The 18,696-nt window shown below is 55.9% G+C and carries 13 protein-coding genes; 9 read left to right on the forward strand and 4 right to left on the reverse strand.

The genetic code is table 11. From position 1 onward, the window contains the following. Positions 1-7: 7 nt before the first annotated feature. On the forward strand, positions 8-1,354 hold the full coding sequence (locus MKX42_RS11635; RefSeq protein ID WP_340752643.1) for a glycoside hydrolase family 30 protein: 1,347 nt from the start codon (positions 8-10) through the stop codon (positions 1,352-1,354). Between the two features lie 250 nt (positions 1,355-1,604). Here the strand turns inward: MKX42_RS11635 and MKX42_RS11640 are convergent, their stop codons facing one another. Continuing rightward, on the reverse strand, positions 1,605-2,612 hold the full coding sequence (locus tag MKX42_RS11640; RefSeq protein ID WP_340752644.1) for an ABC transporter substrate-binding protein: 1,008 nt from the start codon (positions 2,610-2,612) through the stop codon (positions 1,605-1,607). Between the two features lie 248 nt (positions 2,613-2,860). Between MKX42_RS11640 and MKX42_RS11645 the strand changes: the two genes are divergently transcribed. The 4 genes from MKX42_RS11645 to MKX42_RS11660 all read left to right on the forward strand — a co-directional run bounded on the left by MKX42_RS11645 (position 2,861) and on the right by MKX42_RS11660 (position 8,549). Beyond that, positions 2,861-3,376: a hypothetical protein gene (locus tag MKX42_RS11645; protein WP_340752645.1), complete on the forward strand. Its 516-nt coding sequence runs from the start codon at positions 2,861-2,863 to the stop codon at positions 3,374-3,376. A gap of 127 nt (positions 3,377-3,503) precedes the next feature. After that, positions 3,504-4,550 carry a LacI family DNA-binding transcriptional regulator gene (locus MKX42_RS11650; protein ID WP_340752646.1) on the forward strand — a complete coding sequence of 349 codons (1,047 nt, stop codon included), beginning with the start codon at positions 3,504-3,506 and terminating at the stop codon, positions 4,548-4,550. A 207-nt stretch (positions 4,551-4,757) separates the two neighbouring features. After that, complete coding sequence (locus MKX42_RS11655) at positions 4,758-4,976, forward strand: hypothetical protein (protein WP_340752647.1); 219 nt, start codon at positions 4,758-4,760, stop codon at positions 4,974-4,976. Positions 4,977-5,276: 300 nt separating this feature from the next. Then, complete coding sequence (locus MKX42_RS11660) at positions 5,277-8,549, forward strand: alpha-mannosidase (protein WP_340752648.1); 3,273 nt, start codon at positions 5,277-5,279, stop codon at positions 8,547-8,549. 93 nt (positions 8,550-8,642) lie between these two features. Here the strand turns inward: MKX42_RS11660 and MKX42_RS11665 are convergent, their stop codons facing one another. Both MKX42_RS11665 and MKX42_RS11670 read right to left on the reverse strand, forming a co-directional pair. Continuing rightward, positions 8,643-10,388 carry an ABC-F family ATP-binding cassette domain-containing protein gene (locus MKX42_RS11665; RefSeq protein ID WP_340752649.1) on the reverse strand — a complete coding sequence of 582 codons (1,746 nt, stop codon included), beginning with the start codon at positions 10,386-10,388 and terminating at the stop codon, positions 8,643-8,645. An 82-nt stretch (positions 10,389-10,470) separates the two neighbouring features. Continuing rightward, positions 10,471-11,379: a helix-turn-helix transcriptional regulator gene (locus tag MKX42_RS11670; protein WP_340752650.1), complete on the reverse strand. Its 909-nt coding sequence runs from the start codon at positions 11,377-11,379 to the stop codon at positions 10,471-10,473. A 156-nt stretch (positions 11,380-11,535) separates the two neighbouring features. Between MKX42_RS11670 and MKX42_RS11675 the strand changes: the two genes are divergently transcribed. The 4 genes from MKX42_RS11675 (at position 11,536) to MKX42_RS11690 (ending at position 16,658) form a co-directional block, all read left to right on the forward strand. Beyond that, positions 11,536-14,208 (forward strand): glycoside hydrolase family 78 protein, encoded by a 2,673-nt coding sequence (locus MKX42_RS11675; RefSeq protein WP_340752651.1) that lies wholly within the window; start codon positions 11,536-11,538, stop codon positions 14,206-14,208. Between the two features lie 341 nt (positions 14,209-14,549). After that, the gene (locus MKX42_RS11680) at positions 14,550-14,951 is read left to right on the forward strand and encodes an Rrf2 family transcriptional regulator (RefSeq protein WP_340752652.1); all 402 of its coding nucleotides are present in this window, start codon (positions 14,550-14,552) and stop codon (positions 14,949-14,951) included. Positions 14,952-15,123: 172 nt separating this feature from the next. Continuing rightward, positions 15,124-16,056, forward strand: a complete 933-nt coding sequence (locus MKX42_RS11685; protein ID WP_340752653.1) for a methyltransferase domain-containing protein — start codon at positions 15,124-15,126, stop codon at positions 16,054-16,056. 173 nt (positions 16,057-16,229) lie between these two features. Further along, positions 16,230-16,658, forward strand: coding sequence for a GreA/GreB family elongation factor (locus MKX42_RS11690; RefSeq protein WP_340752654.1), 429 nt, complete (start codon positions 16,230-16,232; stop codon positions 16,656-16,658). A 91-nt stretch (positions 16,659-16,749) separates the two neighbouring features. On the opposite strand, the gene MKX42_RS11695 is transcribed toward MKX42_RS11690, so the two are convergent. After that, positions 16,750-18,687, reverse strand: a complete 1,938-nt coding sequence (locus MKX42_RS11695; protein WP_340752655.1) for an NAD(+) synthase — start codon at positions 18,685-18,687, stop codon at positions 16,750-16,752. Positions 18,688-18,696 lie beyond the last annotated feature (9 nt).

Raw genomic sequence — 18,696 nt, forward strand, 5'->3', positions numbered from 1 at the left:
ATAACACATGCGGGAAATGATCATGTACCAGTCCAGCGGAGAGGACCGGCTGTTCGTGGAACAGCCCGCTGCGGCGCTGCCGCAGACTCCTGCTGGTAGAGTTACGGTCACCATTGACATTGATGCGAGTAAGACCTATCAGGAGATGGATGGCTTCGGGGCTTCCTTCACCGACTCGGCCGCCTACCTGATCCATCAGGTGCTGGGCGCAGAGCAGCGGACGGAGGTGATGCGGAAGCTGTTCGATCCGCAGGCGGGCATCGGCCTGTCCTTCCTGCGTAATCCCATGGGCGCCTCGGATTATGCCAGAACGGTCTACAGCTATAACGATATGCCTGAAGGCGGGAGCGATCCAGAGTTGGCCGGATTCTCCATCGCCCACGATGAAGCGGATATCATTCCTCTGGTGCAGGAGGCACTCAGGCTTAATCCTGAGCTGAAGCTGATGGCTTCGCCTTGGAGTGCACCGGGCTGGATGAAGACCAGCGGCTCGATGATCGCCGGGCGGCTGAAGCCGGAGCATTACGGAGTCTATGCGGATTATTTTGTCCGCTATATTCAGGCCTATGCCGCTCATGGCTTATCTATCTATGCTGTCACTGTGCAGAACGAGCCGCTCTATGAGCCGCAGCATTATCCCAGTATGCTGATGCTGCCGGAGGAGCAGCGGGAGTTCATCCGGGACTATCTGAAGCCTGCGTTCAGGCAGCACGGGCTGGCCGCCAAAATCTTCTGTTACGACCATAACTGGGACCGGCCGGATTATCCGCTGTCTGTGCTGGAGGAAGCCGCAGCAGACGTGGACGGCGTAGCCTGGCACTGGTATGGGGGTGCGGCGTCTGCCCAGTCGGAGGTGCTGTCGGCCTACCCGGATCAAGAGGTCCATTTCACCGAAGGCTCCGGCGGGGAATGGATTCCCCCGTTCGAGCAGGCCTTCTCCAATGTGATGCGTACGGGAATTGAGATTCTGCGGAATCACAGCAAATCATTCGTGCTATGGAATATGGCCTTGGATGAGCAGAACGGCCCTACTGTGCCCGGCTTCGGGGAGAGCACCTGCCGCGGGGTAGTGACGGTCAACCAGCAGACCCGGGAGCTGACCTATACCCTGGACTATTATGCACTGGCACATTTCAGCAAGGTGATCCGCCCCGGGGCGCTGCGCCTGGAGTCTGCGGCGAGCCGGGAGCATCTGCGTTCGGTTGCCTTCCGCAACGCGGACGGCTCGCTAGCGGTCGTCCTGTTCAATGACGGAGAGACCCCGGAGACCGTGGCTGTGCGGCTGGAGGGGGAGGGATTGTTGACCGTTCATATCGCTCCGAAGGGTGCGGTTTCGGTGAAGGTGGGCGTGTAAGAGGAAGTAACGGTTTAGTGTAGACGAAGACATAGGCTGCCGGGATTATTCCGGGCAACCTATGTCTTTTTTGGAGAGAAGTGTGATGGTGATTGGGCGGAATGTGTGCGGAAAACCGGATACAATGCGCTGTCATGAGGGTGGGCGATCCAAATGTAATCGAAAAACCGATTACAATGCGCTGTCGCGAGACAGGTGAGCCGACTGTAATCGAAAAACCGATTACAGTCGGTCAACGCGATTTTTCTAATTACTGATTACCTTTGAAAATGCCCGCGATCTCATCCAGCAGCCGGTCGAGGGTAATCGGGTCATCGAAGTTATACTTGCTGTCGAAGGTATATACGCGGCCTTCTTTGACGGCGGGAATCGCCTTCCATAAGCCGCTGTCCATCAGCGCACTCTGTCTTGCAGCCGTCTTGCTGCTGGTGTCGGTCAGGAGGAACATATGCTTCCCGATATACTGTGGCAGCACCTCGTCGGAGATGGTTACGAACCGTTCGCCGGCATCGACCAGCTTCTGTACGCCTTCTGCCGGCTTGAAGCCAAGCTGTCCGTACAGCGTTTCGTTCAGACCTTTGCCGCCCATAATGTACAGCTCGGAGCCAAGCACCAGCAGGGAGGTGGCTGTATCCCCTTCGGTCAGGTTGAGCTGCTTCTTCACGGAGGCAACCTTCGCCTGATAATCCTTGAACCAGCGGTCCGCAGCTTCCGTACGGCCGAACAGGTCAGCGAGTTGCCGGACACGCTCTTCGGTCGGGAAGGTGCCGTCAAGTCCTACCACCACGGTTGGCGCGATCTTGCTTAACGCTTCAATACCGGTCTCATCCCAGTCGTCAAAGATAATCAGGTCCGGTGACAAGGCAAGGATCTTCTCGGAGGAGAACGGATATCCGATGTCCTCGATCCCTTCGAGCAGATCGGGGTAAGCCACCTGAGTGCCGATGACGCTTAACGAAGCTCCCGCAGGCTTAATCCCGAGCGCCAGCAGGTCACCCGGATTACTGCCAACATACACAATTTTCTGAGGATCGGCGGGGATTTCAACCTCCCGTTTCTTGTAATCCGTATACTTCCGTGTTGCAGCAGCTTCCGTGACAGCCGCCGGGCTGGCTTCAGGAGCTAAGGTTGGTTGATTTGTAGCGGCGGGTGTTGTGGGAGTGGACGCAGCCGTATTGTCCGGCTTGCCGCAGGAAGCCAGAATCAAGGTGAAGAGAAGCAGAATTAACGGGAGTACTAATTTTTTGAGGCTTGGCATGTGCAGTGCTCCTTTAGAAGGTATGTAGTTAATGAATATGATAATCATTATCATTTAATTATGATAGAGAGGAATAGCCGTGTTGTCAATCTCTAAGTTGGTCTGATCCGAGGTAATTAGGGGACAATCAGAACTCTTTTCTCATTGGAAAAAAATAACTGTAAGCCAATTTACAGCCGAAGAGAAGCACCCGCCGCTATAAAATGATAGAATAATAGTCATAGTCTTATACAGGGAGTGAATTTCTTATGAAAAAGATTGCTGCCGGCGTCATTGCCGGAGCGATACTGATGGTGGGTGCGCAGGCGCTGGGCGCTTCTGCAACACTGGTAGGAAAGGCCATTCAGGCGGAGTATACGGTAAATGTGTATGGGAAGAAGCTGGCCGATCCGGCCATTGTCATTGATGGCAAGAGCTACGCGCCCGTACGGGCGATTGGCGAATTGGCCGGGTTCAAAGTGACGGTGAAGGGCAAAACGATTAGCCTGGATGATAAAGGACAACCGGCGCCTCCGTTGTCCGACGAGAGAAGCTCGCTGGTTGGTCCAGTGCCGGTGACTACGCCAGATCCTGCTTTGACTGCGGCCAAGAGCAAAATTGATATTATTGACGAGAAGATTGATAGTGTGGTCACTAACATCCTGACGACCAGCAGCCTGCTGAAGACGAGTCCCGGCAATGCCGAGCTCAAGCAGAAGCTGGAGCAGTACAAGGAAGAATACGCAGACCTGCTGAAGCAAAAGGACCAGGAACTGCAGCGATAAAAAAGGTGCCCCGTAGCCATGAATGAGGTTGATCAGGGGCTGCGGGGCTTTTTTGTGCGGATGCGGATAGAGACGCTATACATTATTTTATAACACGTGTTATACTTCCCTTGAGGTGCTGAAAAGTATGAGCAAAAAAAGAGTAACCAGCTTCGATGTAGCTAAAAGGGCGGGCGTGTCGCGCAGCGTAGTCTCTGCGGTGCTGAATGATACGCCCGGCATTGGCGTTGGAGCCGATACGCGCGAGGCTGTGCTGGAGGCCATCCGTGAGCTGAATTATCATGTGGATGCCGGTGCTCGCAGCATGAAGACGGGCAGGAGCATGACGCTTGCCGCTTATGGGGATACGCGCCATCCGCTGTTCATCCGGCTGCTGGAAGGGATGCAGCGGGAGTGTGAGCTGGGCGGGTATCACATCCTGCTCTGTTCCCCGCGCCCCAAGGGGAATGCGGGCGGCAGGGCCGAGCTGCTGGAATTGTATCACCAGCGGAAGATTGACGGGATAGTTACCCTGGACCACACCAGCTACAAGGATGGGGAGTGGGCTTCCCGTGTCAGCGCTGCCGTAGTCCCCTACGTCTCCGTGGAAGGATATGCGGAAGTGCCGGGTGTACACTCTGTACTGGCTGATTATTCAGGCAGTGTAGAGACCGCAATGAATTATTTGATGCGGGAAGGCACGGCACAGCAGCCGGGGCCGGTCTACGCCGAGGTATATCATGCGCTTGACACGGATAACTGGGCGGAGCGGAACCGCCGGGAAGCCTATGCAAGCTGGTGTACATCGCACGGGCTGGAGCCGGTGATCATTCGTTTGGAGGAGCATGGCGGCGAGTGGGCAGATTGTCTCCAGAGGCTTACGGCGGGCAGCGGCCAGCCGTCTGCGCCGCTCCTGGTTAACTGGTCGAGCGCGATCCCTGACCTGTACCGGGCTGCTCATAAGCTGGGCCTGCGGATCGGCGAAGACCTGCGTATTATGGCAGCAGACAACACGATTCAAGGCGACCGGCTCAGCCTGCCCTCCTTAAGCTGCGTAGAGATCCCCTATGTGAGTATGGGGGAGGAAGCCGTCCGCTGCTTGCTCGCGCAGATGAGCGGAGGGAACGGGAATAAGGCTGGTCAGGCCGAGAAAATCTGGCTCCCGGCTGTGTTGAGGGCAGGGGAAAGCGCGTAAATCATGGTGCAAGTAAAACTAAAATGTTAGCTGTTGGAGGTATTGGAGATATTCCGGTTGGTGGCATGGAGTGCGCCGGGTGGGCTGGAAAGTGGGCTGGAGAGGGATAAATCCCTCTGGCAAGGCTGAAAGTGAGCTGGAAGCTGGAAAGGGGGCTGGAGAGGGATAAATCCCTCTGGCAAGGCTGAAAGTGAGCTGGAAGCTGGAATGAGAGTGATAGATCCCTTTAATTTTGCTGAAAATGGGCTGGGAGCTGGAATGAGAGGGATAAATCCCTTTGAATTGGCTGAAAATGGGCTGGGAGCTGGAATGAGAGGGATAAATCCCTTTGAGTTGGCTGAAAATGGGCTGGAAGCTGGAATGAGAGGGATAAATCCCTTTAAGTTGGCTGGAAATGGGCTGGATGTGCTACTTGAGGTGAGCTAGATGAGCGAAAGAGGAGCACTAGTGCACCTGAATTTCTAGAAAGTTGGCTAGGCGAGCGAATGAGGAGCACTAGTGCACTTGAATTTCTAGAAAGTTGGCTAGATGAGCGAAAGAGGAGCACTAGTGCACTTGAATTTCTAGAAAGTTGGCTAGATGAGCCAATGAGGAGCATAAGTGCACCTGAATTTCTAGAAAGTTGGCTAGGCGCAGGAATGAGGAGCACAAGTGCACCTGATCTCCGCCCGCCCACCACTTTTGCCTGCTTAATAACACGTGTTATAACAAAGGAGGAGAACGGATATGTTCTGGACAGAAGAGAAGCTTGGCGCGCGGTTGAGAGAGCTTGAGGGGTACCGGTACCGTGAGCGGATTGAGTTAGAGGAGTGGCAGGTTACTGAAGATCTGGAGGGGGCTAACGGTGCTTACCCGCCCGTACTTGACGGGGACAGGAAGTTGCGGACCGGGGAGCATTGGACCGGCTATGATGCTTATCTGTGGCTGCACCGCAAGGTAACCGTGCCTGCCGAATGGCAGGGGAAACGTGTTGTCGGGCTGTTCGATTTCGGGCGCACCGGCGGGGGCAATAACAGCGGGTTCGAATCGCTGCTGTACCTGGACGGGAAGCCTTATCAGGGCGTGGACTCCAACCATCAGGAGGTATTCCTGGAAGACGGCGCGGCCGGCCGGGAGCTGGAGCTCACGTTCCGCTTATGGTCGGGTCTGAACGGTGACGGGCAGCTGATCCCGCAGGAGCACAAGATCAAGCGGGCGGAGCTGGCCTATCTGGATGAGTCCGCTGACAATCTCTATTATACCGGCCGGGCTGCGCTGGGTACGATCAAGCAGCTACAAGACAGCCAAATTCAGAAGCATGAGTTGCTAACTGCCTTGAACAAGGCCTTCAACCTGCTGGACTGGTCCAGACCCGGAAGCGCTGCGTTCTATGCCTCAGTTCAGGAGGCCGAGTCAAGCCTGCTCGCAGACCTGTCCCGGCTGGAGCAGGAGCATCCCGTAACGGTAACCGCCATCGGCCATACACACATCGATGTGGCCTGGCTGTGGCGGCTTACCCACACCCGGGAGAAAGCGGCCCGCTCCTTCTCCACCGTACTGCGGCTGATGAAGGAGTTCCCGGAGTACATTTTTTTGCAGACCCAGCCTCAGCTCTATGCCTATATCAAGCAGGATTACCCGGAAATTTACAGTGAGATCAAAGAGCGTGTAGAGGAAGGCCGCTGGGAAGCCGGAGGGGCAATGTGGCTGGAAGCGGACTGCAATCTGACGAGCGGTGAGTCGCTGGTGCGGCAGATTCTGTACGGGACAAAGTTTTTCCGTGAGGAGTTCGGGGTGGACTGCAAATACCTGTGGCTGCCGGATGTGTTCGGGTATAGCTGGGCGCTGCCGCAGATTCTGCGCAAGTCAGGCATTGATACCTTCATGACCACCAAGATCAGCTGGAGCCAGTACAACCGGATGCCGCATGATACGTTCCAATGGAGAGGGATTGACGGCAGCGAGGTGCTGACCCACTTCATCACCACACCGGAGGGACCGGATTCGGGGGCCTGGTATTACACCTATAACGGCCTGATCGAGCCTTTCTCTGTGCAGGGCATCTGGGAACAGTACCGGGACAAGAACCTGAACCGTGAGCTGCTGTTGTCCTATGGTTACGGGGACGGGGGCGGCGGTGTGAACCGTGAGATGCTGGAGATGCGGCGGCGGCTGGATACGATGCCGGGTCTTCCGCAGGTGAAGACGGGCCGGGCAGCGGAGTACTTCGAGCGTCTCCATGAGACGATAGATGCTACGGAGGAGTATGTGCATACCTGGGACGGGGAGCTATATCTGGAGTACCACCGGGGAACTTATACCAGCCAGGCCTATAATAAAAAAATGAACCGCAAGCTGGAGCTGCTGTACCGCGAAGCGGAATGGCTGCAGATGCTCTGGGCGGCGGAGAGTGGAGGATTCAGCCAGTATCCGGCGGACTCGCTCCTCGAAGGCTGGCAGACCATTCTGCGCAACCAATTCCACGATATTATTCCCGGATCCTCCATACATGAAGTGTATCAGGATTCCCGGGTGGAATATGCCGAAGCAGAGCAGCTTGGCCTGGCGGCACGGACCGCGGCTGTGGAGGGACTTGTCGGTCTCGCGTTTACGTCTGCTGCAGATTCGCTTTCAGCGCATGATGGTCTCGCATCTGTCCCTGCCGAGGATTCGCCTGCGGAACTTGTCAGTCCCCCGCCTGCGGCGCAAGATGACCTCCCTCCGGCGGAAGCCCCGGTGCAGACAGAATATACGCTGTTTAACAGCGCATTCTTCACTGCTCCCCGGCTGGCAACTGTGCCTCATGATGCAGAGAATGCTGTCTGGACAGACGCCGAAGGTAACCGGCTGACTGCACAGCGCTCCGGCGGGCATTGGCTGGTGGAGACGGCGGTGGTCCCAGCGATGGGCAGTACAGTGATTGTTGCCGCTGAGTCTGGCGGTTCCGAAGCCGCTCAGCCGGAATCCTCCGTTCCATTCCACTGGCAGGATTCCACACTAACCACTCCTTATTATATTCTGGAGTGGAATGGATCTGGACAGCTTAGCAGGGTCTTCGACCGCAGCGCCGCACGCGAGGTGCTGGCACCGGGCGAATGCGGCAATGTACTCCAAGTGTTTGAGGATAAGCCGAAGATGTTTGATGCCTGGGATATCGATCTGTACTATCAGGAGAAGATGCGGATCATCAGCGATCTGCGCTCCGTCAAGCTGACCGAATGCGGCCCGCTCCAGGCGGTGCTGGAATTCGTCTGGAGCTATATGGATTCTACCATTATCCAGAAGGTCAAGGTGTATGCCGGAAGTGCACGGATTGATTTCGAGACCTGCGTAGACTGGCATGAGCAGCATCAGCTACTGAAGGCGGCATTCCCGGTGGCCGTGCGGGCGACGGAAGCGACCTATGATATCCAGTTCGGCAATGTGAAGCGGCCAACTCACTGGAATACTAGCTGGGATTATGCGCGGTTCGAGAGCGTGGGTCATCAGTGGGCCGATCTGTCGGAGCGGGGCTACGGGGTCAGCCTGCTGAACGACTGTAAATACGGCTATGACATCAAGGATCATACGATGCGGCTGTCGCTGATCAAATCGGCAACCAGCCCCGACCGGCTGGCGGACCAGGGCGAGCACAACTTTACGTATGCCCTGCTTCCGCATGAAGGGGATTGGGTGGCTGCGGGTACAGTACAGGAAGCGTGGGCGCTGAACCAGCCGCTTTTGGCCGTGGAAGGAGCCTACTCCGCGGGAGCCGGCAAATCCCTGATCACCTGCGATGCCCCGAACATTGCCATCGATGCCGTGAAGCTGGCGGAAGACGGCAGCGGCTGTATCGTCCGGCTGCATGAGTTCACCGGAACACGCTGCGCGGTGAATGTCAGCAGCCATTATGCTGTCTCCTCCTGGCAGCTGCGCGATCTGATGGAACGCCCGCTGGACACAGAAGCAGTAGAAGGTCCAGCGATCCGGCTTGATTTCAAGCCTTATGAGATCCATACGGTTCATTTGACTTTTGCCTGACGCACATCTAAAAGACCGCCATTTTGGCAGGGGAGTTTTCATACACCCTGCCGAAATTGGCGGCCTTTTTTATTAAATACTTTTCCTGTACTCTTACATCAGCTTAATCAGTTCTTCCAGCTCAGCAACCAGACTTTTGGCAAGCTCGAAATTATTATCCTTCAGCGCCAGTTCTACCCGGGTTTCGGCTGCTTTCTTCTTCTGCTCCAGCTCCAGATAGTCTTTATCGAAATGCCGGGCATAAATCATCTTCTTGAATTTTTTGATCGTCATTTTGCGGACCGTCTTATCGTCAATAATCAGCACATAGTCCATCCCGTTGACCACGGAGTAGAAGTCATGCGAGATCATAAGAATCGCGCCCTTGTACTCCTGGATGGCTTGGTCCAGCGCGATTTGCGTGTAGGTGTCCAGATGGCTGGTCGGCTCGTCGAGCAGCAGGACATTGGCCTTCAGAGCAGACACCTTGGCCAGCTGTAACAAATTCTTTTCGCCGCCGGACAGGGCTGCTATTCTCTGGTTCACGATCTCGCCTTCAAAGCCGTAGCCTGCCAGATGGGAGCGGATCTCATCATACGTAGCCATCCCGGCCTCGATGAATTCTTCGAGCAGGGTGCTCGAATCCGTCAGCACTTCGCCTTGAAGCTGGGACAGATAAGCTACCGCAGCCTCCGGGCTGAGGGTTATAGAGTCGTGCCGGCCCCGCGCGATATCGCGCAGCAGGGTTGTTTTGCCGGTACCGTTCGGACCGATCAGGGCGACTTTATCGCCAGCATTCAGCTCGAAGCTAACCTTGTCCAGCAGCAGCTCATCGAAGGCCGCCCGGTAATCCTGGACTGTCACTACAGGAGCATCAGTGTCCTGCGGCTCATGCACCATCCCCAAATGAATCAGCGGCTGCTTAATGTCCACGAACGGCGCTTTGATTCTGCGGGCCTCCAGTCTTTCCTGGAACTTCACTCTCGCTTTCAGCGCCCTCCCTCTGGAGGCTTCTGAATTATACGTGGCGATCGCCCGGAGGTTGTCGATGATGTTCTCGTTGCGTTCAATCTCTTCCTGTTCGGCGAGGGCCAGCTCCTGCAGCTCTATTTTGGTCTGAAGCAGGGAGAGGTTGTATTCCAGATACCGGCCGTCAAACTCCTGAAGCTCCTTATTTTCCAGATGAATAATCTTATTAAAACAATGGTTAAGCAAATAACGGTTGTGCGTAACCACCAGCAGAATTCCCTTATGGGAGTTAATCAATTGCCGGAGCGCATTCAGGTTCTCGAAGTCCAGGAATACATCCGGCTCATCCATAATCAGGAAGTCAGGACGGTTCAGCATTTCCTTCATGACCTGAACGAGCTTGAATTCCCCGCCGCTCAGCTCGGATACCTTGAGATCCCTGCGCTTCATGAGGTCTGCCAGATTCAGCTTTTTATGAATAAGGCTCTCGTAATCATCTCCGCCCAAGGCCTCAAAAGCGTCCAGAGCCAGTTGATACTTCTCCAGCAGCGGCTCAATATCCGCCGAGGTCTCCATCTCAGTGCAGATGAGCTGTATTTCCTCCTGTAGCTTAATGAAGGGTCCGGCTATATATTCAAACACGGTGGTGCCTAGCGACAAGTCCGGCTTGGCGAACTGGCTGACATACCCGATGCTGCAATCAGGCTCCATTTCAATGCTGCCGTCGAACAAATATCTGTCCCGGTCCATCAGGATGTCGATCAGGGTGCTTTTTCCGCTGCCGCTGGTTCCGATAAAAGCGCAATGCTGCGCCTCTTCGAGCGTAAACGAAATGTCAGTGTAGAGCTCTTTTTGCGGGAAGGAGAAGGACAGGTGTTGAACTTTAATCATAGGACTACCTTTCTGTGTAGCTGGAATGGAGTTTACCGTTGATAGCCTAACACTATTTCCTGATAACATCAATGATTCCGCGTTAAAGTTGTTCCTCCGGATTCACCGCTTCAATCTGTTTCCTTCCCGATGTTTGCCGGTAGATCCCCGGTGTGGTGCCGATAATCCGCTTGAAAACCAGATTGAACGTTGACGGATCGCGGTAGCCTACCTGCTCTGCAATGAGGTGAACGGGCGAATTGGGCTGCTGGACCAGCAGCAGACAGCTTTTCTGAATCCGGACGTTCTGCAGGTACCGGTAGAAGTTCTGCCCGGTATGCGCCTTGAACAGCCGCTGAAGATGCCGTTCACTCCAGTCGAAGCTGCGTGAGAGATGCGTCAGGGTAATCTCCTGCACATAGTTCAGGTGGACATAATTCAGAATCTGCAAAAATTGCGTCTGCTTGCCCAGCGGAAACTGAATCTCATCATGCTCCAGCCTGTAGATACTGATCAGAAGTTGAATGAACAGGGTCAGCAAATAGCTGTCCGAGCCGCTCTGCGGCAGGTGAAGCTCACGGTGAAGCGCCAGAAACAGGTTCTCTATGGAACCATTCAGATCCGTCAGGGAGAAGGAATGCAGCCGTTGTTCTCTGATCTGCTTCAGGTAGGAGGCAATCGGCGGGTCTTGAATCACGCAGGCAAGACGGTCCAGCAGCTCCGGCTTAAACAAACAATTGTACACGACGAGCGGCTCACGCAGAGAGCTGGGTGAAGACGGACGGAAGACATGGGACACGCCGACAGGAATGAAGTGCAGCTGGCCCTTGCCGGTCGGGTGAGCCTTCTGGCCGATATAATGAAATCCTTTGCCCTCGGCCACGAAGGTCAGCTCCATGAAGTCATGGGAGTGAAGCGGAAGATCATAGGTCTCGGTAGCGCGGTTCACATATAACAGGAGATTGCCCCGGAAGAAATACTCCCCTTTTAGCGTATGGTTGGCCGAATCCATCAGTTCCCTCCTCCAGATGGCATAAAGTCCTTTTTACCCCGGTGAAATGTCCATATTGCAGGTCATGCAAACCATGCGGAATCCTATAATTGTAATAGAAAGCGCATCATATATACAGGTATACAGGATTAATCCTAAAAAAGTGAGGTGTATTCAATGATAGCTATCCAAAAACCGCGAGTGGAGTACCAGGAGAATCCGCTGGGACTGGATATCCGCTTACCGAGAATCAGCTGGCAGGTGCATGCGGATGAGCGGGATGTGAGGCAGCAGGCGTATCAATTACAGGTGGCAGGCGCGGCGGATTTCGGGAGCGTGTGGTGGGATTCGGGCAGAGTGGAGTCCGGGGACTCCCTGCACATTGAGCTGAAGGAGCTGGAGCTGCAGTCCAGGACGCGTTATTATTACCGGGTGAAAATATGGGATCAGCATAATCGTCCCACGGAATGGTCCGAAGCGGCCTGGTGGGAGATGGGGCTGCTCTCGCCGGAGGAGTGGACCGCAGAATGGATTACGGCTCCGCTGGCCTGCCTTGCGGAAGATGCGGAGCAAAGTCCGCTGCTGCGCGGCTGCTTCCAGGTGGACCGGCCGCTCGCCCGGGCCCGGATCTATGTGACCAGTCTCGGGCTGTACGAGCTGGAGCTGAACGGAGTGCGGGTTGGAGATACTTATCTTAATCCTGGTTGGACCAGTTACAGCCACCGCCTGCAGTATCAGACGTATGATGTAACGGAACAACTGGTGGTTGGAGACAATGTGGCCGGAGCTTGGCTCGGGAACGGCTGGTACAAAGGGAATCTCGGCTGGGAGCACAGGAAGCATATCTATGGCAACCGCACAGCGCTGCTGTTGCAGCTTCATCTCACCTATGAGGACGGCACGGAGCAGATCATAGGGAGCGGTCCGCAGTGGAAGGTGTTGCCCGGCCCGCTGCTGATGTCGGAGCTGTATCACGGGGAGATCTATGACGCCCGCCTGGCGCAGCACGGCTTCAGCCTGCCGGGGTATGACGACAAGCAGTGGCTGGCTGCGGAGATTCTTCCGTATGCCAAGAATATTCTGCTTGCACAGGAGAACGATCCGGTCCGGGCGGTCCAGGAATTGGCACCTGTTGCTCTCATCTGCACTCCGGCGGGGGAGACGGTGCTCGATATGGGCCAGAATATGGTCGGCTGGCTGCGGTTCACCGTAGATGGTCCGGCGGGTCAGGAATATCAGCTGCGGCATTTCGAGGTGCTGGATCAGCAGGGGAATGTATATACCGAGAACCTGCGGACAGCCAGGCAGACCGTTACTTATATCACCGGAGGCGGGGGCCGGGAGAGCTTCCAGCCGCGTTTTACTTTCCAGGGCTTCCGGTATGTCCAGCTGATCGGCTTCCCGGACCCGCTGGATCTGCAGGACTTCACAGGCGTGGTGCTGCATTCCGATATGGAACCAACCGGCACCTTCACCTGCTCCAACCCACTGCTGAATCAGCTCCAGCACAACATCCTGTGGGGTCAAAAAGGGAATTTCGTCGATGTGCCAACCGACTGCCCGCAGCGCGATGAACGGCTCGGGTGGACCGGGGACGCGCAGATGTTCATCCGTACGGCGGCATATCTGATGAATGTGGCACCTTTTTTCAGCAAATGGCTGGGGGACTTGGCAGCGGATCAGCGAGAGGATGGAGGAGTTCCCTACGTGATTCCGCATGTATTGGGGGAGGAGGCACATTCCTCTGCGGCGTGGGGTGATGCAGCGGTCATTTGTCCGTGGACGATCTACCAGTGTTATGGGGATAAGCGGATTCTGGAGCAGCAGTACAGTAGTATGCAGGGCTGGGTGGAGTATATCCGCCGGCAGGGAAGCGGGGGGTTGCTGTGGAATACCGGCGTCCACTTCGGAGATTGGCTGGGCCTAGATGCCAAGGCGGACAGTCATGTGGGTGCTACGGACCGGAATTATATCGCAACTGCCTTCTATGCTTATTCGGTCCAGCTGATGGCAAAAACGGCGAAGGTGCTGGGCCGGGCAGAAGATGTGGAGAAGTACTCGCAGCTTCATCACCGGGTCAGGGATGCGTTCAACCAAGCGTATATCCAACCAGCGGGGGAGGAAGGCCCGGCTACCCAAACAGCCTGTGTGCTGGCGTTGATGTTCGGACTAGTGGAGGGGAGTGCAAAGGACCGCACGGTAGCGAGACTTATACAGCTGCTGGAAGCGAGCGGGTATCACCTTACGACCGGCTTTGTTGGCACGCCTTACTTAAATCCGGTGCTGGCGGATGCGGGGCATTACGAGGCTGCCTACAAGCTGCTGCTCCAGACGGACTATCCATCCTGGCTGTATCCGATTACCCGCGGCGCAACTACGATCTGGGAGCACTGGGACGGAATTAAGGAAGACGGAAGCTTCTGGAGCAAGGAGATGAATTCCTTCAACCATTATGCTTACGGGGCAGTAGGGGACTTCCTGTACCGCTATGTGGCCGGGATCGAGCAGACAGAGGAAGGGCCGGGCTATAAGCAGTTCCTGATCCAGCCGCATCCGGGAGGCGGGCTCACCTCGGTTGCCGCCAGTCTGGAATCCATGTACGGGACGATCCGTTCTGAATGGACAATAGACTCTTCGAAAATCGGGTTGACCGCCGTGGTTCCCCCCAATACCTCGGCTACGGTGCTGTTGCCGGATGCCTTGCTGGCTGAAGTATCGGAGAGTGGGATGCGGAATGGACAGCCGCTTGAGCAGGTTCCCGGCATTCATTTCGCTGAGCAGCTGGCACAGGTGGTGAAGGTTACACTCGGCTCCGGGGAATACAGATTCCAGTATCCTTTGCAGAAGTAAACAGAGTGTAGACGGGGCATATCAGCGACTGATAATGCTGCGATGCAGAGCCCTCGGGAGTACGGGGCTCTGTTTCTTTGTTGTGCTGGAAAGTGCGAATACATTGTGCCGGTGCTAGGGTGTGCGGGCCGAATGTAGGCGAAAAACCGAACACAATGTGCCGGTGCGGACGTAGGTTGGCTGCTTAAATGACAACTAAGCTGTGTTCACTTGTGTTTCTTCTCCCAATCTCTCCGCCCATTCCCCTCTCCTGCCGCTTGCATTCCCTCCACATAAGGGTTATCATAGACAAGTGAAGTCTGTAATTGCGGACATAGTCCATAGGTAAGGTGGAATAACACATGAAATACTCCAAAGCAACGAACTACGCCCTGCACACGATGCTGTTCCTGGTGGCGCACACTCCCGATAAGCCGATCGGTGTGCAGCAGCTAGCCGAGCGGCAGAATGTATCGCCTACGTATTTATCCAAGATTCTGACCAAGCTGGTCAAGGCGGGGCTGATTGAATCCGCATCTGGAGCCAATGGCGGGTATCGTCTGCGGCGCAAGGGGGACGAAATCTCGTTCCTGGATATCATCCATGCCATTGAAGGCACAGCGTCGCTGTTCGACTGCACTCTGGACCATCCCAGTCAGTGTCTGATTCAGCAGGAGATGGTTAAGGCCGAAGGGCAGATGGAGGATTATCTGCGTAACAAAATGATGTCTGAGCTTGCCGGGAAGATGCTGGCCAGCCATTAAGCTGTGGCATCATGCCGTGTCATTCTGTGTGCTGCTATTTCCCGCTGTAACGGATACCGTCCCTTTAGGGACGGTATAGCCGTTGCAACTTAGCGGGTATTATAGATATTCAAAGCCTGTTAAGCCTGTGTAATTGTCGTGCGATTAATACATCAGAGAGGATGAATTATTGATGAATAACGGATTGTTCGATGCAAGCGTATGGGAGAAGGCCTGGAAGGAAGATCCCAAGGCAATGGCTAACAAGTTCAAGGCGATGGGCATGAACCCGCACACGAGCTTCGATCATAAAGCGGATGTGTTCAATGAAGAGGTCTTCAGCAGTGCCGGGCGGGACCGGAGCGAGCGGATTATCGGCTGGATGGAAGGCCAGGGCGTGGACTTTAACGGGTTGACGGTTCTCGATGTGGGCGCGGCTGTGGGCGGGTTCACGGTTCCTTTTATCGAGCGGGGGGCCAAGGTTACAGCAGTAGAGCCTAATGTTCCCTTAGCGGAGCTGTTCCTGAAGAACACTGCCGGAGCGGCTCCCGGACAGGTGGAGCTGGTGCACGAAGCGTTCGAGAATATCGACATTGCCGCACGCGGCTGGCTGGGTGCCTTCGATCTGGTCTTCGTGTCCATGTGTCCGGCGGTCTTTGACTGGGAGAGCACGGAGAAGGTGATCAGCTGTGCCCGGCAATACTGCTATATCAGTACCTCGGCAGGTGTGCAGGAGCATAGTCTGATGAATGAAGTGCTGCCGCTGCTAACGGGCCGGGAGGTTCATGCGGAGTCCTCGGATATGGCTTATCTGACTCAATTATTATATTTGAAGGGCTATTCCTATGAGATGATCATTACCCGCGAAGCGAAAAGCAAGGAGCTGTCCTTGGAAGCAGCAGCCGCTGAGGTGATGGAGATGCTGCCGCTGCATCATCTGGACGGGGGAGAGACTACCCGCAAGGCGGTTACAGACTATTTGCACACGGCCTACCCGCAGCAGAAAGTCGTTGTCCGCCAAGGCGGACGGTTCGGCAAAGTGCTGATTAAGCTGCAAGATCTGAATATGTACAGCCGGGCCGCTGCCGGAATGTCCGGGAAATCTGCCGATTCTGTGAAGCGTTGAACCGTAGCGCGCCATCCCTTGTACATGAGATTGTCTTTCTTGGGAAAGATGCTATCATAGAGAATAGGTCCCTGCGCGGGATCTATTTTCTTATATAGGAGGACTGAGGGCTATGAGCAGGAACAAGCGTATTTTCGAGCATGACCTGATGAAGAAGGTAGGTGAAATCTACTATGAGCCATAGTCTCAGAACAGTTTCTTTGCGCGAGGAGCTGGTGCAGCAGCTGGTCTATCTCGATGAGCATAAATTCTCTATTCTGGACAGGGGAACATGGGAGTCTCCGGCTGAGCGGGCAGAGGTACAGGCGATGATCAAAAGCTACCAGGAGACGGTGGAGCGCATTCTGTCCGGTGACAACGATGTGATTGAGCGTTCTATGGTACTGGTCGGTTCCCGGGTATCGCTGCGGATCGGGCAGGAGACGCTGAAGGATATGTACCGGATTGTAATTCCTGGTGAAGCTGAGCTGGATGAATTCTGTATTTCACTCTGGTCGCCTATGGGCAGGGGGCTGATTCTGGGGTGTCCGGGCGAGACGGTAACGATTCAGACCCCGTTCGGCAGCGATGAAGTCTTGATTCTTGATAATAGGTACGAGTGAAGCTGATTGCTGACAAAAAGAGGCGTCCCTGATCATCCTGCGATGATGGGGGACGCCTCTTTGCCTTCGGCCCTGTTGCTGCGGCCAGGAGCTACAGTTCTTCGATTTCCTGCAGCCAGAGCGCGGCAGAAGCATCGCTTGGCATGCGCCAGTCGCCGCGCGGCGAGAGGCTGACCGTACCGACCTTCGGTCCGTCCGGCAGGCAGGAACGCTTGAACTGCTGGGTGAAGAAGCGGGTGACGAACACCTTCAGCCAGGCGGTTAGCTGCTCCTTGGGATAAGCACCGCCGAAGGCGTGCTGGGCGAGGTAGAGCATTTTGCCGGGAGAAGCGCCAGTACGCAGCATGTAATAGAGGAAGAAGTCATGCACAATGTAAGGCCCCAGAATATTCTCGGTCAGCTGGACAATCTCTCCGGTTGCCGAAGGCGGCAGCAGCTCCGGGCTGATTCCGGTCTCGATAATGCTGTAGAGGTATTTGTTCACCGTCTCGTCGGCTTCATGGTCCGCATACCAGGCGACAACATACTGGATCAGCGTCTTCGGAATGCCCGAATTCACGCTGTACATTGACATATGGTCGCCGTTATAGGTACACCAGCCCAGAGCCAGCTCGGACAGGTCGCCCGTGCCGATGACAATCCCTCCGTTCTTGTTGGCGAGGTCCATCAGAATCTGAGTGCGCTCACGGGCTTGTACGTTCTCGTAAGTCAGGTCATGCACCTCGGGGTCGTGGCCGATGTCCGCGAAGTGCTGGAGGCAGGCCGCCTTGATGTCAACGACCTTCATTGAAGCGCCGAGTGCCTTGATCAAGCCTACCGCGTTGTCGTACGTGCGGCTGGTCGTGCCGAAGCCCGGCATCGTGACCGCCAGCACATCGCTGGCCGGACGCCCGAGCAGCTCCATGGCCCGCACGGCAACCAGCAGCGCAAGCGTAGAGTCGAGGCCGCCGGAGATGCCGATCACAGCCTGCTTGGTGCCGATGTGGCGGATACGCTTCATCAGGCCGGAGGTCTGGATCGAGAGAATCTCTTGGCAGCGTTCGTCCCGCTGGAGCGGATTGCCCGGCACGAACGGGTTGACGCCTACTTTCCGTTTCAGCTCCCGTGGGGTGCTGCTGCCAAGCGGCGCGGCATAGAGAATCTCGCGGTAATTGCGTCCGCCCTTGCCTGCCCGGAACGTCCCCATCACGGTGCGGGAATACTGCAGCCGCGGCAGGTCAATGTCGGCGGTAATCATCCGGCTCTCATGAGTGAAGCGTTCCGATTCGGCCAGCAGCTGGCCGTTCTCCGTGATCAGCGAATGTCCGCCGAAGACTACGTCTGTTGTCGATTCGCCGGTATTGCAGCTGGCATAGACATAACCGGCCACACAGGAGGCGGACTGGCCGCCGACCAGCTGGCGGCGGTAATCGGCCTTGCCGACCAGCTCGTTGCTGGCCGACGGGTTGAACAGCAGCGTCGCACCAGCCTGGGCCAGCAGGCTGCTTGGCGGCACCGGCACCCAGAGATCCTCGCAGATCTCCACACCGAACGACAGATTCCCGTCGCTCTCACAGGCAAAAATCAAATCATTGCCGACCGGCACCGCCGATCCGCCGATCTGCAGCTCGGACACCTCCAGCTCCTCGGCTCCCGCGAACCAGCGCGGCTCGTAGAATTCGCTGTAGCCGGGAATGCAGGTCTTGACCACAATCCCGAGAATACGGCCCTGCTGGAGCACAGCGGCACAGTTAAACAGCCTGCTTTTGATGGAGACCGGCAGGCCGGCAATGACAATCATCCGGTGCTCTGCCGTCGTGGCCGTAATCCGCAGCAGCGCCTGCATCGCGGATTCCAGCAGCCGGGGCTGGAGGAACAGATCCGCACAGCTGTAGCCGGTGATGCACAGCTCCGGGAGTACCAGGTACTCCACCTCCTGGGCGCTGGCTGTATTGATGGCTTCAATAATCTGGTCTGCATTGAATACGCAGTCAGCCACCCGGAGTTCCGGGGAAGCGGCGGCGACTCTTGCGAATCCGTAATTCTGCATTCATTTCAC

The organism is Paenibacillus sp. FSL R7-0204 (genome assembly GCF_038002225.1).
Taxonomy (GTDB): Bacteria; Bacillota; Bacilli; order Paenibacillales; family Paenibacillaceae; genus Paenibacillus_AQ.

Bases quoted from the DNA above. Each gene is read 5' to 3' on its own strand.
- MKX42_RS11675 (WP_340752651.1), top strand. From the start codon at position 11,536: ATGATAGCTATCCAAAAACCGCGAGTGGAGTACCAGGAGAATCCGCTG.
- MKX42_RS11695 (WP_340752655.1), bottom strand. From the start codon at position 18,687: ATGCAGAATTACGGATTCGCAAGAGTCGCCGCCGCTTCCCCGGAACTC.
- MKX42_RS11660 (WP_340752648.1), top strand. From the start codon at position 5,277: ATGTTCTGGACAGAAGAGAAGCTTGGCGCGCGGTTGAGAGAGCTTGAG.
- MKX42_RS11640 (WP_340752644.1), bottom strand. From the start codon at position 2,612: ATGCCAAGCCTCAAAAAATTAGTACTCCCGTTAATTCTGCTTCTCTTC.
- MKX42_RS11655 (WP_340752647.1), top strand. From the start codon at position 4,758: ATGAGAGTGATAGATCCCTTTAATTTTGCTGAAAATGGGCTGGGAGCT.
- MKX42_RS11670 (WP_340752650.1), bottom strand. From the start codon at position 11,379: ATGGATTCGGCCAACCATACGCTAAAAGGGGAGTATTTCTTCCGGGGC.
- MKX42_RS11650 (WP_340752646.1), top strand. From the start codon at position 3,504: ATGAGCAAAAAAAGAGTAACCAGCTTCGATGTAGCTAAAAGGGCGGGC.
- MKX42_RS11690 (WP_340752654.1), top strand. From the start codon at position 16,230: ATGAGCCATAGTCTCAGAACAGTTTCTTTGCGCGAGGAGCTGGTGCAG.
- MKX42_RS11665 (WP_340752649.1), bottom strand. From the start codon at position 10,388: ATGATTAAAGTTCAACACCTGTCCTTCTCCTTCCCGCAAAAAGAGCTC.
- MKX42_RS11685 (WP_340752653.1), top strand. From the start codon at position 15,124: ATGAATAACGGATTGTTCGATGCAAGCGTATGGGAGAAGGCCTGGAAG.
- MKX42_RS11635 (WP_340752643.1), top strand. From the start codon at position 8: ATGCGGGAAATGATCATGTACCAGTCCAGCGGAGAGGACCGGCTGTTC.
- MKX42_RS11645 (WP_340752645.1), top strand. From the start codon at position 2,861: ATGAAAAAGATTGCTGCCGGCGTCATTGCCGGAGCGATACTGATGGTG.
- MKX42_RS11680 (WP_340752652.1), top strand. From the start codon at position 14,550: ATGAAATACTCCAAAGCAACGAACTACGCCCTGCACACGATGCTGTTC.